At 66.0% G+C, this 12,981-nt stretch carries 11 protein-coding genes; 5 read left to right on the top strand and 6 right to left on the bottom strand.

The window, feature by feature from the left end:
• Position 1: 1 nt before the first annotated feature.
• Entirely contained in the window at positions 2–1,207 is a 1,206-nt protein-coding gene (locus HLAC_RS01300; RefSeq protein ID WP_012659507.1) for a DR2241 family protein, read from the top strand.
• A gap of 49 nt (positions 1,208–1,256) precedes the next feature.
• Here HLAC_RS01300 and HLAC_RS01295 read toward each other — a convergent pair whose 3' ends face one another.
• A complete protein-coding gene (locus HLAC_RS01295; protein WP_012659506.1) occupies positions 1,257–2,069 on the bottom strand; it encodes a YihY/virulence factor BrkB family protein in 813 nt (270 codons plus the stop codon).
• A gap of 311 nt (positions 2,070–2,380) precedes the next feature.
• Between HLAC_RS01295 and HLAC_RS01290 the strand changes: the two genes are divergently transcribed.
• On the top strand, positions 2,381–4,975 hold the full coding sequence (locus tag HLAC_RS01290) for a DNA topoisomerase I (RefSeq protein WP_012659505.1): 2,595 nt from the start codon (positions 2,381–2,383) through the stop codon (positions 4,973–4,975).
• A gap of 66 nt (positions 4,976–5,041) precedes the next feature.
• The gene (locus HLAC_RS01285; RefSeq protein ID WP_012659504.1) at positions 5,042–6,460 is read left to right on the top strand and encodes an ATP-binding protein; all 1,419 of its coding nucleotides are present in this window, start codon (positions 5,042–5,044) and stop codon (positions 6,458–6,460) included.
• 19 nt (positions 6,461–6,479) lie between these two features.
• Here HLAC_RS01285 and HLAC_RS01280 read toward each other — a convergent pair whose 3' ends face one another.
• The 5 genes from HLAC_RS01280 to HLAC_RS01260 form a co-directional block, all read right to left on the bottom strand.
• A complete protein-coding gene (locus tag HLAC_RS01280) occupies positions 6,480–6,848 on the bottom strand; it encodes a DUF192 domain-containing protein (protein ID WP_012659503.1) in 369 nt (122 codons plus the stop codon).
• 60 nt (positions 6,849–6,908) lie between these two features.
• Positions 6,909–7,163: a glutathione S-transferase N-terminal domain-containing protein gene (locus HLAC_RS01275; RefSeq protein WP_049933623.1), complete on the bottom strand. Its 255-nt coding sequence runs from the start codon at positions 7,161–7,163 to the stop codon at positions 6,909–6,911.
• Between the two features lie 105 nt (positions 7,164–7,268).
• Entirely contained in the window at positions 7,269–8,648 is a 1,380-nt protein-coding gene (locus HLAC_RS01270) for an NCS2 family permease (protein WP_012659501.1), read from the bottom strand.
• Between the two features lie 168 nt (positions 8,649–8,816).
• Entirely contained in the window at positions 8,817–9,530 is a 714-nt protein-coding gene (locus HLAC_RS01265) for a phosphoribosyltransferase family protein (protein ID WP_012659500.1), read from the bottom strand.
• A gap of 100 nt (positions 9,531–9,630) precedes the next feature.
• The gene (locus HLAC_RS01260) at positions 9,631–10,086 is read right to left on the bottom strand and encodes a DUF7529 family protein (RefSeq protein ID WP_012659499.1); all 456 of its coding nucleotides are present in this window, start codon (positions 10,084–10,086) and stop codon (positions 9,631–9,633) included.
• Between the two features lie 184 nt (positions 10,087–10,270).
• Here HLAC_RS01260 and HLAC_RS01255 point away from each other — a divergent pair, with 184 nt between their 5' ends.
• Together HLAC_RS01255 and HLAC_RS01250 are read left to right on the top strand one after the other, a co-directional pair.
• Positions 10,271–11,911, top strand: a complete 1,641-nt coding sequence (locus tag HLAC_RS01255; protein ID WP_012659498.1) for an ABC transporter substrate-binding protein — start codon at positions 10,271–10,273, stop codon at positions 11,909–11,911.
• A 6-nt stretch (positions 11,912–11,917) separates the two neighbouring features.
• Complete coding sequence (locus HLAC_RS01250; protein ID WP_012659497.1) at positions 11,918–12,937, top strand: ABC transporter permease; 1,020 nt, start codon at positions 11,918–11,920, stop codon at positions 12,935–12,937.
• Positions 12,938–12,981 lie beyond the last annotated feature (44 nt).

Raw genomic sequence — 12,981 nt, 5'->3', positions numbered from 1 at the left:
AATGAGCGACGCCACTGCCGTCGCGGCCGACGAACCCGAAGTCCCCGACATCGACCTCCCGAGCGACGCCTTCGACGCGGTCCTCGACGCGCTCGCCGACCGCGAGCCCGGAGACTCCCTCCACTTCGAGGGGTTCAGCGTCGCGCGGGGCGCCGGGAGCGACAGGGACGACGAGAGCGACGAGGACGCCCCTGACGAGTACGTCCTCGCCAACGGCGACCGCCAGACCGGACTGTCCGAGCGCGACCTCCACGAGGCGCTCGACGACCGTGCCGCCGCGGTGACGGACTGGTACGCCTTCGAGCGCGTCGTCGGCGAGTTCGGCCCGCGCCGGGCGTTCCTGCGCTGGTTGGAGGACGCCGACGGCGCGACGGTGGCGACCCGGTACGCCGCGCTCGACGAGGGGATCGAACGCGCGTGGGGCGAGCTGAAGATTACGGCCACGGTCACCGACCGCGGCGAGCGTCGATACGACGTGCGCCACGCCGACGACGCGGGCGTCCAGATTGACGAGCTCGACGCGTACGACGACCCCCTCGACGCTCGCGAACTCGTGACGCTCGACGAGAAGGGGCGGTACCGTCCCCTCAAGACCGCGCCGTCGCTGGCCGGCGGGTGGGTGTTCCCCGACCTCGGCCCGCGCGACGCGTACGAGGCGGTCGAGACGATCTACCCCGCGACGGTCGCCAACTGGCACCGCGAGCGCGAGGGCGAACTCGACGTGACCCACTGGCGCGAGACGATGGCGCGGCAGTCCGGCATCTACGGCGTCGTGAAGACGTGGGACCGCGGCGAGGGCCACGAGCACGTCGACTGGGTCGAGGAGGCGTGCTGTGACGACTCGCAGTGTCTGAAGCGTCGGGAGTGGCAGTACGACGACGAGACGGAGCTCGACGTCGACGGCGGCGACGGTGTCTTCCCCTGCCGCGAGCCCTGCTCGGTCGTCGTCTCGGCCGCCCGCAAGTGGACTCGCCTCGAAAGCGAACAGCCCCGGACCTACGAGTTCGAGTTGACGCCGAGCGAGAAGGAGCAGGTCGAGGAGATCATCGACGCGGTCGCCGATGGCCGGATCGACGAGATCCGCGAGGCCGACACGAAGGAGGGCGCGAACCGCTACCGGACGCGCTTCCTGCGCGCCAAACGGTTCGACGACGAAGGGAACCTCGGCGGCGTGCCGACCGGGCCGGACGAGGAAGACGAGGAGTAAGGCGCGCTGTGTCGGGTTGCGATGAGAAATAGTGACTATCTGCCTTTGGTCAGAGCGATTCTTGTCTTCGGTACCTCCGCGACACTCCCTCAGTGTCATCCGCATCGGCGATCACCGCGTTCACAATTGCTCCGATCATGAGTATAATCGCGCCCAGATAGAAGCTCGTCAGGATGATGATGATCCCACTGAGAACGCCATAGAGCGCGTATTGAGTGGCATTAGCGGCGTAAAAGCTGACGGCTGTCAGCAAGACGGTCCACCCAACTGCGGCTGTCAGCGCACCTGGGAGCGCCTCTGTCAGCGATGATACCAGCCGCGATGGAGCATAATAGAGCGGAAGGAACGCGATCGTCAGCGTGCCAAACTGAACGAACGGCTTGCTATAGGAAAGCACTCGACCGACCGGTAGGAGCGCAAATATCACGTTGGTGAGGATAACCGCGAGAATGACGAGGCCGAAGGAGCCGATAATGCTACCGGCATCGTGAAGCTGAGTGCGAAATGATTCCCGTGGAGTGTTTTCAACTCGGTTAACGACCGTCTGAAAGCCAATCACAATGTTTGCCCCGCTCCAAACAAGTACGCCGACCGCGAGCAACGCCGCCCACGTTCGCCCCGATGCGGTAACCAATGCCTCGGAGAGTAGCTGCTGGGCCCCAGGCGTGAGGAAGTCGGGCGTGGTTGTTTGAATCTGTCCGACGAGTTGGTCGCTGACGACGGCTAGCACTAATATCAGCAGCGGAACTTGGGAGACAAAGGCGTAATACGCGAGTGCGGCCGCCGGATACTTGATGTCATGCTCCCTGGCCATCTGACCGACAGTCAACGCGACTTCGACGGCGTGGCCCAAGCGTTTCATACCTCATCTACGGAAATGCAGGCAAAAAGTGCTGTCTCGCTCGTACACTTTCGAAAATCCTCTCGTGTGGAGAGAAATCAACCACTGAGAGAGAGAGTTGCCGAAGTGTTCAATCTCAACAGAACCCTCTTTTGAAGCGCCCGTCGTCGACACCGTCCTACCGATCGGTGCGGACACCGCGAACACAGCGGACACCGCGAACACAGCGGACACCGCGAACACCGCGAGCGGAGGCGGCCATTCCCGCGCGTGCGGGCGATCTTAAGCGTATCGCGAAACCTTTAGACGGGAGAGCGGCCTATCTCGGGACAATGAGTCGCGGCCCCGAACTGATAATCACGGAGAAAGACAACGCGGCGCGTCGCATCGCCGACATCCTGAGCGGCGAGTCCGCAACGGCGGAGCGGGAAAACGACGTGAACGTGTACAAGTGGGGCGGCAAGCGCTGTATCGGCCTCTCGGGTCACGTCGTCGGCGTCGACTTCCCCGCCGAGTACAACGATTGGCGCGACGTGGAACCCGTCGAACTGATCGACGCACCGATCACCAAAGAGCCCACCCAAGAGGGAATCGTCGCGGCCCTCCGGAAACTGGCGCGCAACGCCTCCCGAGTCGTCATCGCGACCGACTACGACCGCGAGGGCGAGCTGATCGGCAAGGAGGCGTACGAGCTGGTGCGCGAGGTGAACGAGGACGCTCCCATCGACCGCGTCCGGTTCTCCTCGATCACCGACAACGAGGTAAACGAGGCGTTCGCGAACCCCGACGAGCTCGACTTCGATCTGGCCGCCGCCGGGGAGGCCCGGCAGGTGATCGACCTGACGTGGGGCGCGGCGCTCACCCGCTTCCTCTCGCTGTCCGCCCGCCAGCTCGGCGAGGACTTCATCTCCGTGGGCCGGGTGCAGGGACCGACGCTCAAGCTGATCGTCGACCGCGAGCGAGAGATCAAAGCGTTCGATCCCGAAGCGTACTGGGAGCTGTACGGGAACCTGACCAAGTCCGGCGGCGACCCCTTCGAGGCGCGCTACTTCTACCTGAACGACGAGGGCAACGAGGCCGAGCGCGTCTGGAACGGCGACGTCGCGGAGGTCCTCACGGAGGCGTTCGACGCGGCCGACGAGGCGGTCGTCGACGACGTGCGCCGGCGGACCCGCACCGACGACCCGCCGACCCCGTTCAACACCACGGCGTTCATCCGCGCCGCAGGCTCGCTCGGACACTCCGCGCAACGCGCGATGTCGCTCGCTGAGGACTTGTACACGGCTGGCTACGTCACCTACCCCCGGACTGATAACACGGTGTACCCAGAGGATCTCGACCCCCGCGAGCTGATCGAGGAGCTGTCGGTCGCCTCGACGTTCGGGAAAGACGCGAAGAGCCTCCTCGAACAGGAGGAGATCGAGCCCACCGAGGGCGACGAGGAGACGACCGATCACCCGCCGATCCACCCGACCGGGGAGCTTCCCTCCGCTTCCGACCTCTCGGAGGACGAGTGGGAGGTGTACGAGCTGATCGTCCGCCGCTTCCTCGCGACCTGCGCCGAGCCCGCGACGTGGGAGCGGCTCCGCGTCGTCGCGCTCGCGAACGACGAGGCGACCGCGATCGCCGAGCGCGCGGACGGGCTCGCCGCTCTCCGCAATCCCGAGGAGGCGAGCGGCCCCGGCGACCTCGTCGCCGACGGCGGGCTCCGGCTGAAGGCGAACGGGAAGCGCCTGTTGGAGGCCGGCTACCACGACGTGTACCCGTACCGCTCCAGCGACGAGCGGATCGTCCCCGACGTCGAGGTCGGCGAGACGCTCGCGCTCACCGACCGGCGGACGGACGCGAAGGAGACTCAGCCGCCCCGTCGATACGGGCAGTCCCGGCTCATCGAGGAGATGGAGAAGCGCGGCGTCGGCACGAAGGCGACCCGACACCGTACCCTCGAAAAGCTGTACGACCGCAACTACATCGAGAGCGACCCGCCGCGGCCGACCCGGCTCGCGGAGGCGGTCGTCGAGGCCGCAGAAGAGTTCGCGGAACACGTCGTGAGCGAGGAGATGACCGCCCAGCTCGAACGCGACATGCAGGCGATCGCGGCCGGCGAGAAGGGGTACGACGAGGTGACCGAGGCATCCCGCGAGCTGCTCAACCGCGTGTTCGACGACCTCACCGAGTCGCGCGAGGCGGTCGGCGACCACCTCCAGAAGTCGCTGAAGGCGGATAAGACGCTCGGCCCCTGCCCGGAATGCGGCTCCGACCTCCTCGTCCGAAAGTCTCGACAGGGGTCGTACTTCGTCGGCTGCGACGGCTACCCGGACTGTGAGTACACCCTTCCGCTCCCCTCCAGCGGGAAGCCGCTGCTCTTAGACGAGACCTGCGAGGAGCACGAACTCCGGCACGTGAAGATGCTCGCAGGCCGGAAGACGTTCGTCCACGGCTGCCCGCAGTGCAAGGCCGACGAGGCCGACGAGCAGGAAGACGAGGTTATCGGGGCGTGTCCGGAGTGTGGCGAGGAGCACGGCGGAGAGTTAGCTATCAAGCGGCTCCGCTCTGGCTCCCGACTCGTCGGCTGCACGCGCTACCCCGACTGCGACTACTCGCTGCCGCTCCCCCGGCGCGGTGAGATCGAGGTCACCGACGAAATCTGCGAGGAGCACGGCCTTCCGCACCTCCGGGTCCACTCCGGCGACGAGCCGTGGGAGCTCGGCTGTCCCATCTGCAACTACCGGGAGTTCACCGCCCGGCAGGAGGGCTCGGAGCTCCAGACCGTCGAAGGGATCGGCGAGAAGACCGCCGAGAAGCTGAAAGACGCCGGCGTCGACGGCGTCGACGACCTCAAGTCGATCGATCCGGACGAGTTGGCGGCCGACGTCGACGGCGTGGGCGCGGACACGGTCCGCGACTGGCAGGCGAAGGCGGACTAAGCTCTCGACCGAGGGGGGAACTCCCCTCGATATTTATAATCCCTGAGCCCATCGGGCGGGGTATGAATGGATCGTGACGGCGAGTCGACACCCCGCGTGGTGCAATCGTTCGTCGAGGCGGTTCCGACGCCGGCGGTAGCCTGCGATCCCGAGACGCACGCGATCCGGGCGGCGAACGCCGCGGCGGCCGCGCTGCTCGGGCAGGACCGCAGGACGTTGACCTTGATGGGACTCACCGACCTCGGCGAGGCCGACGAGACGGTCGACGGCGAGCCGGTAGCCGCGGCAGTTGACGAGGCGATCGACCGAGAGGGAGTTACCGAGCTCGAGTGGGAGACCGGTGGGGAGTGGGAGCGGCGCCGGCTCTCGCTTTCCCTCCACACGACGACGATCGCCGACGAGCGGTGGCTGATCGTCGGGTTGACCGACGTGACCGACCGCGTCACTGCCGAGGAGGAACTCCGGTCGCAGCAGCACGTCGTCGACGCCATCGCTTCGACGATGCCCGCCGCGCTGTTCCAGTGTAGCGCAGACGGGACGCTCGCACGGTGGAACGACCAGCTCGCCGCTGACACCGAACGCGATGGCGAGGAGCTATCCGGGACCGACCTAACAGCGCTGTTCGATGACGAGACTCGCGATACCGTCGCCGAGGCGCTTCGCCGCGTGTACCGCGAGCGCGAACCGGCCGAGTGCGAGGCGACGCTTTTCACCCGGTCGGGCGAGCGCGTCCCGTACCAGCTCGCGCTGGGGCCGGTCGTCGACGGCGACGAGCTCGTCGGCGCGATCGGCGTCGGCGAGGATCGCACGGAAGCGTCGCTCCGCGAGGAGCGGCTTGCCGTTCTGGCGCGGGTGCTGCGGCACAACTTCCGAAACGATCTCAACGTGGTGACCGGGTTCACCGAGCGGGCTATCGACACCGTCGACGACCCGGAGCTGGCGTCGGAGCTCGAACGAGTCGTCGATACCGCCGAGCGCCTGCTCCGCGTGGGCGAGACCTCCCGGCGCGTCGAGCGGCTTCTCGCCGATCGACCCGCACCCAGCCGGATCGACCTCGACAACGCCGTCGATGAGGCGCTCGTCTCGCTCCCGTCGGAACTCCGCGAGGGCGCCGACATCGAGGTCGACGTGCCCGAGGGGATCACGGTGTCGGCGATCGGCTACCTCGCCGAGGCGATCGCGGAGCTCGTCGAGAACGCGATCCGCCACAGCGACACCGAGCGCTCACGTGTCGAGATCACGGCCGCCGAACTTCCGAGCGAGTCGTGGACCTCGCTCGTCGTCGCCGACGACGGGCCGGGGATTCCCCCAACCGAGCGGTCGGTACTCACCGGCGAGGAGACGCCGCTGGAGCACGCGAGCGGGCTCGGTCTCTGGTACGTCAACTGGATCGTCAGCGCCGGCGGTGGATCCTTCGATATCAGCTCCGCATCGGCCGGCGGGACACGGATCGAGATGGAGCTCCGGACGCTGGACGACGGGTGAGTCGGCCCAACGATCGGTGTCACTCGACGAGTCGGACCTCGTCGCCGACGGCGACCCCGTCGGCCGCGCCGGCCGGGAGTTCGACCACTGTATCCGCGCGGCCGCGGCCCAGCCCGACAAATGGGGCGAGTCGCTTCGTCTTCTGTACCTCGCCGTCGACGAGCCACAGCGCGTCGATCGCGAAGGGGACGAACAGCATGTGGAGCCACTGGATATCCGGGGCGTCGAACGGGAACACGAGCGCGTAGTCGTCGGGGATCGACCGCCGGAACATCAGCCCCCGCCCCTGTTCGAGCGTCGAGCGCGCCACGTCGACGTCGCTCGCAAGGAGCTGGCTCTCACGGTCGTCGGACGGGCCTGAGCGGTGGACGAGGCGCACGCTGGGCACGTCGACGCGGTTGGATAAATAGCCTCGCGATCGGGGTCGCAGTCGGGAGCAGCCGTCGAGTTAGCTCGCGTCGCCGTACGTCTCTTCGAGGTACTCAACGATGTCGTCGCTCTCGGGCATCGCGTCGATCCCGTGTTCCTCGTCGACGAGAACCGGCACGCCGGTCTGTCCGGAGATCTCCTCGACTTCGGTGCGCTTGCCGTGCGAGCGTGGGACCATCACCGACTCGTACTCAAGATCGAGGTCGGCAAGCTTGGCCTTCACCTTCGCGCAGTACGGGCACCCCTCCAGTTCGTAGAGCGTCAGATCCGTCATCACCATCGGATACGAGACAGACGTGTAAAGAAGTACGGTGGTCGGTGCGCGGGCCGCGCACGGGCGGCATCCGTATTTAAAGAGAAACCGCGTCGTCGACGCCGCTCAGAGGATAACGCCGCGCGTCTGTAACACGTAGTAGACCACAAGCAGCGCCGCGATGACGTACTGGCCGGGCGCGACGTCATCGTACTCGCCGACCGCGACCTTGATCAGCGGGTACGCGATAATGCCGGCGGCCAGTCCGTCGGCGATCGAGTAGGCGAACGGCATCACGGTGACGGTGAGTCCCGCGGAGACGGCCCACGCGGGGTCGTCCCAATCGACCTCGACGAGTCCCTGCAGCATCATTACGCCGACGACGATCAGCGCGATAAAGGAGGCGTACGACGGGATGGCGGCGACGATCGGGATCACGGCGAGTGACGCGACGAAGAGGCCAGCGACGGCCAGCGCAGTGAGCCCGGTTCGGCCGCCCTCCTCGACGCCCGTCGACGACTCGATGAATGTCGTCACCGTAGAGGTGCCGAGCATCGCGCCGGCGGTCGTCCCCACCGCGTCGGCCATCAGCGGCTTGTCCATGTCGGGGAGGTCACCGTCCTCGTCGAGGAAGTCACCGAACTGCGAGACCCCGATGAGCGTCCCGGCGGTGTCGAAGAAGTCGACGAAGAAGAACGTGAACACGACCAAGACGAACGTGAGCGGCTCGATCTGTCCCAGCCCGTCGACGAACGCGCCCGCCAGCGGCGTGATGTCGTACTGTGCGCTCGGGAGCGTCTCCGGGGTGATTACGCCGCGCTCGAAAACGCCGGCGAGGGTGAGCCCCCAGCCGACGGCGGCGGTCGTCAGGATGCCGATCACGATCGATCCCGTGATCCCGCGGGCCCAGAGGCCGAAGGTGAACGCGAGCCCGAGCAGTCCTAAGATTGCCCACGGGTTCCCGAAGATCCCGCCGAGCGTGACTAGCGTTGCGTCGTCGGGGACGACGATCTGGAGCTCCTGGAAGCCGATAAACAGCAGGAACAGGCCGATACCCGCGCCGACCGAGCGCTTCACCGGCTCGGGGAACAGTTGGATGACGTACTTGCGCGCGCCGACTAGGGTGAGCAGCATGAACGCGACGCCCTCGACGAACACCGCCGCGAGCGCCGTCTGCCACGGGATCCCGAGCCCCAACACGACCGTGTACGCGAAGAAGGCGTTGAGCCCGAGACCGGGCGCAAGCCCGAACGGCCGGTTCGCGTACAGCGCCATCACGACCGTCCCGATCGCCGCCGAGAGGATCGTCGCGATGGCGATCATCTGGAACACCTCGCCCTGTCCGTACCCCTCGATCTGGATCGCGTCCGAGAGGATCGCGGGGTTCACGACGATGATGTACGACATCGCAAGGAACGTCGTGAGCCCGGCAACCAGTTCGGTGCGGACGTCCGATCCGTGCGACTCTACGTCGAACCGCGCGGCCAGCGTGTCTGAAAGCCCCATTGAACGGGTGAGTGTACCCCGGGATCGAGTGATAAGCTTTGCTGAACGCTAGCGAAACGTATGCACGCATATGCGTATGAATTCGGTTTAAAACGTTAGAGAGCCAAGAGAAATGCGCGAACGTGCTTACTCAGGGCGGTGATGCCCCCCACTCGAAACGCGAACGCACTACTCGAAGGTCGTCAGCGCGCCAACCGGGGCGTCGGTGATCTCCCGCGCGCGCTTCATCCCCTTGTCGCCGACGGCGATCAGCGTGAACACGCCGGTGACGTCGGCGTCGGCCTGCAACGCGATGTCCAAGAGCAGTTCCTGCGTCTCGCCCGACCGGATCAGGTCGTCGACGACGAGAACCGTGTCGCCGGCGTTGATCGCGCTCGCGGGGAGGTAGTAGGTGAGTTCGATGCCGGAGGCGAGCCGCTGGCGGGACTCGATGAACTCCTCGACGGCTGTCTCCTTCGACTTCTTCGCGTACGCGAGCCGCGCGTCGAAGAAGGAGGCCATCGCCGCGCCGAGGGTGATCCCGTCCGTGGCCGCGGTGAGCACCACGTCCGGCGACTCGAACTCGAACGTCTCCGCGGCGACGGGTGCGACCAGGTCGAGGAACGACTGGTCGAAGACGACTCCCGAGTTGTCGACGTACCCCTCGTCGTCGAACTCGACGCGAGCGAGCAGCTCGTCGGCGAGCGCGTCGCGACCGACCGCCTCGACGACTTCGCTCGCGCGGTCGGTACCAGGAAGCACGTGACCGTTGACGTACCGATTCAGGTCGCCCGCGGGCAACCCCGTCACCTCGGACAGCTCCTCGTAGGTTCGAGTCTCCTTCAACATCCGCAACACGGCGACCGCCTGGAGCTGGAGGGCCGCCTTCTCTGCTCGGTTCATGTAGATGATCGTGATCGCACAAGTATGAATACGTCGAAGTCGTCGGATGGGCCGATCGCCACGAACGTGATTATTAACTGACTACGCGGCGCAACTCGCGCTATTCTGCCGGATCTTGGAAGAAGAGGCTCGGGTCGTCGACGGCGAACTCGACGTGATCACGGTCATCGAGCGGTCGGAGTCGAATTACCAGTTCGCCGGCGTCGGTCGCGGCCGCTTCGAGTGCTTCGTTGTCCGAGTCGAGGACAAACGTCGGGACGCAGACGGCGACCTCCGCCGTGGCGTTCTCCGCGACCACCAGCCGATAGCTGGCCGTCTCACTCCCCGCCGCATACACCCGAATCGACTCGATCGGCACCCCAGAGAGCAGTTCGTTGACCGCGTCGAACTCCGAGCCGGGGAGCAGGACGTGGAGCTGCGCTTCGTCCGCGATCGGATTCACGTCGCCGGGGTGAAGCGCGAGCGCCTCCCACCCGCGGTCGCGGTACTCAGCCGCGGTCGCCTCGGTGTCGTCGAACACGCGCTGCCACCGCTCGCCGAGATCGGCTCTGCTCATAGGGTGGTGGCGTCGCCGCGGGGAATTAAACCTTCCTCGGTACTCTCGCTTCGCCACTCTCGCTTCGCCACTCTCGCGTCGAGTGCGAGACATGGAAATCGGCGGAGTTACCGGCGTTAGTCGCTATTAAACGTCATTTTACGTGACCACAGGTCTTATATCCCCCAATAGTATTGAACTCCCTATGTCACGCGATCACTCGAACGTGAACCGCCGGACGTACCTCACGTACGTCGGAGGAACTGCGGCCACCGTCGGGTTGGCCGGCTGTTCGGACAACGGCGGCTCGGGCGAGGACAACGAAAACGGCAGTGACGGCAGCGACGGCAGCGACGGCAGCGATGGCGGGGACGAAGAGCAGCTTCCGGAGCCGGAGACCCGCGAAGAGCACCTCCAGCGCGCGAACCTCCGGCTCAACCAGCGCGCCCCGTGGATCTTCCTCAACCGCCAGTACAGCGTGTACGGCATCGCGAGCCGACTCGGCTGGGACGCTCGCCGCGACGAGCGGATCGAAGCGCAAGCCATCTCGGTGACGGAGGGCGAGCCGTCGGTCGCGATCACCCAGTCGTCGATGGATTCGGGGCTCGACCCCCACGACCACCGTGAGACGCCGACCGACAACATCGTCGTGCAGGCCTACGACGGCGTGCTCGGTCGCAACGCCGACGGCGACATCATCGACGCGCTCGCGACGGACTACGAGCGGCTCGAAGACGGTCGCGTCCGATTCGAGATCCGCGACGGCGTCACCTTCCACAACGGCGACGAGCTCCAGCCGTCGGACATCGCCTACAGCGTCAACCGGGTCGTCGACCCCGAGGTCGGAATCTCGAGCCCGCAAAACGACCAGCTCGCCGGCGTCACGGGCGCCGAGGTCGTCGACGGCGGGGTCGAGGTGACCTCCGACGGGATCAACCCGATCGTGTTCTCGCTTTTCGCCTCGTACTGTAAGGTCGTTCAGCAGGACTGGATCGAGTCGCGCGACACCTCGGCGATAAACTCCGACATGAACGGGACCGGCCCGTTCCAAGTCGTCGAGTACGAGCAGGACGTCGAGATCGTCTACGAGCCCTACGAGGGGTACTGGGGCGACGCGCCGGAGATCGAAGAGCTGACGATCCGGTCGGCCAGCGAGGCGAGCACGCGCGTCTCGCAGCTGCTGGCCGGCGAGACGGACCTCATCGTCAACGTGCCGCCGCAGGAAGTGAGCCGCGTCCGCGACGAGGACACCACGGAAGTCACAGCGGTGCCGAGCACTCGTGTCGTGTTCAACGCCATGCGGTACGACGTAGAGCCGTTCTCCAGCGTGGAGTTCCGGCAGGCGATGAACTACGCCATCGACTTAGACAGCATCATCGAGAACATCCTGCAAGGGTTCGCCGACGCGACCGGCCAGCCGACCCTCGAAGGGTTCGTCGGCTACAACGAGGAGATCGATCCGTACCCGCAAGACATCGAGCAAGCCGAACAGCTCGTCGAGGACTCCGGTCACGCCGGCGCCGAGATCACCCTCGAAACGCCCGTGGGACGGTACCTCCGCGACGTGGAGATCGCACAGGCGGTCGCTAGCCAGATCGACGAGCTCTCGAACGTCTCCTGTGAGGTCGAGCAGCGCGACTTCGCCTCGCTCGCGGGCGAGGTGACGAGTGGTGATATCGAAAACATGCCCCACTTCTACCTGCTCGGCTGGGGGAACACGACGTTCGACGCCAGTCAGACGATCATCCCGCTCCTCACGTCCGACGGGGCGCTCTCCAGCTATCAGGGCGACGACGAGGTCGACGAGCTCATGTCCGAGTCCCAGAACCTGCCGGGCGGAAACTAAGGTTCGATGGCGCTAGGACGGTTCCTCCTGAAACGCGGGATCCAAGGCGTGCTGGTCGTGTGGGGGGTCGTGACCGCGGTGTTCCTGCTGCGGTTCATCACCCCCGGCAACCCAGTGACGTTCGTCGCACCGCTGGACGCGAGCGCGGAGCTTCGCGCGCAGATAGCCGCAGATCTGGGGCTCGATCAGCCGCTGTACATCCAGTACGTCGACTATATCGGCGGGCTCCTACAGGGAGACATGGGGTACTCGTACCTCCGCGGGACTGAGGCGAGCACCATCGTGTTCGCCCGCGTGCCGGCCACCGTCGAGCTGGCGGTCGCGGCGACCATCGTTGCGATCGTCATCGCGATCCCGCTCGGCGTCATCAGCGCGACGCGCCGGCGCGAGCCCGCCGACTACGGGGCGACCCTGTTCTCGCTCGTGGGCATCTCGACACCGAACTTCTGGCTCGGGATCATGCTCATCCTGGTGTTGTCGGTGCAGTTCGATCTGTTCCCGACGAGCCGGCGGCCGATCGGTTTCTTCGAGACGTTCACGTTCCTCGTCACGGTCGAGAACGGACTCTCCGTCCCGATGAACGTCGGCGCGTTCCTCGACGGACTGCGGACGTGGCTGTGGCACATCACACTGCCGGCGGTGACGCTCGGCACGTACTTCACCGCGCTCGTCACCCGGCTCACCCGGAGCGGGATGATCGAGGAGCTCGGACAGCCGTACGTCCGCGCGGCGCGTGCGAAGGGGCTCCCGGAGTCGCTGATACAGTACAAACACGCGCTCCAGAACACCCTCATCCCGATTGTCACCGTGTTGGGACTCCAGCTCGGGACCCTGATCGGCGGCGCAGTGATCACCGAGGCCGTGTTCTCGTGGCCCGGGCTCGGCACGCTCGTCATCGATGCGATCAACGTCCGCGACTGGCCGCTGATCCAGGGGTCGCTGATCGTGATCGGGACCGGGTTCGTGCTGATCAACATCTTCGTCGACTCGCTGTACGCGTACCTCAATCCGCGGGTGGTCCACTGATGACGAACCGATATTGCTCCGCTCTCTCAGGCAGTGTTGAGTGC

Origin of the sequence: Halorubrum lacusprofundi ATCC 49239 (assembly GCF_000022205.1) — an archaeon.
GTDB lineage: Archaea > Halobacteriota > Halobacteria > Halobacteriales > Haloferacaceae > Halorubrum > Halorubrum lacusprofundi.
The sequence above is the reverse complement of the archived record's forward strand: the minus strand, read 5'-3'. Positions and strand labels throughout refer to the sequence as shown.

Excerpts from the sequence above, each read along its gene's own strand:
- HLAC_RS01300 (WP_012659507.1), top strand. The coding sequence starts at position 2 with ATGAGCGACGCCACTGCCGTCGCGGCCGACGAACCCGAAGTCCCCGAC.
- HLAC_RS01295 (WP_012659506.1), bottom strand. The coding sequence starts at position 2,069 with ATGAAACGCTTGGGCCACGCCGTCGAAGTCGCGTTGACTGTCGGTCAG.
- HLAC_RS01290 (WP_012659505.1), top strand. The coding sequence starts at position 2,381 with ATGAGTCGCGGCCCCGAACTGATAATCACGGAGAAAGACAACGCGGCG.
- HLAC_RS01285 (WP_012659504.1), top strand. The coding sequence starts at position 5,042 with ATGGATCGTGACGGCGAGTCGACACCCCGCGTGGTGCAATCGTTCGTC.
- HLAC_RS01275 (WP_049933623.1), bottom strand. The coding sequence starts at position 7,163 with ATGACGGATCTGACGCTCTACGAACTGGAGGGGTGCCCGTACTGCGCG.
- HLAC_RS01270 (WP_012659501.1), bottom strand. The coding sequence starts at position 8,648 with ATGGGGCTTTCAGACACGCTGGCCGCGCGGTTCGACGTAGAGTCGCAC.
- HLAC_RS01265 (WP_012659500.1), bottom strand. The coding sequence starts at position 9,530 with ATGAACCGAGCAGAGAAGGCGGCCCTCCAGCTCCAGGCGGTCGCCGTG.
- HLAC_RS01260 (WP_012659499.1), bottom strand. The coding sequence starts at position 10,086 with ATGAGCAGAGCCGATCTCGGCGAGCGGTGGCAGCGCGTGTTCGACGAC.
- HLAC_RS01255 (WP_012659498.1), top strand. The coding sequence starts at position 10,271 with ATGTCACGCGATCACTCGAACGTGAACCGCCGGACGTACCTCACGTAC.
- HLAC_RS01250 (WP_012659497.1), top strand. The coding sequence starts at position 11,918 with ATGGCGCTAGGACGGTTCCTCCTGAAACGCGGGATCCAAGGCGTGCTG.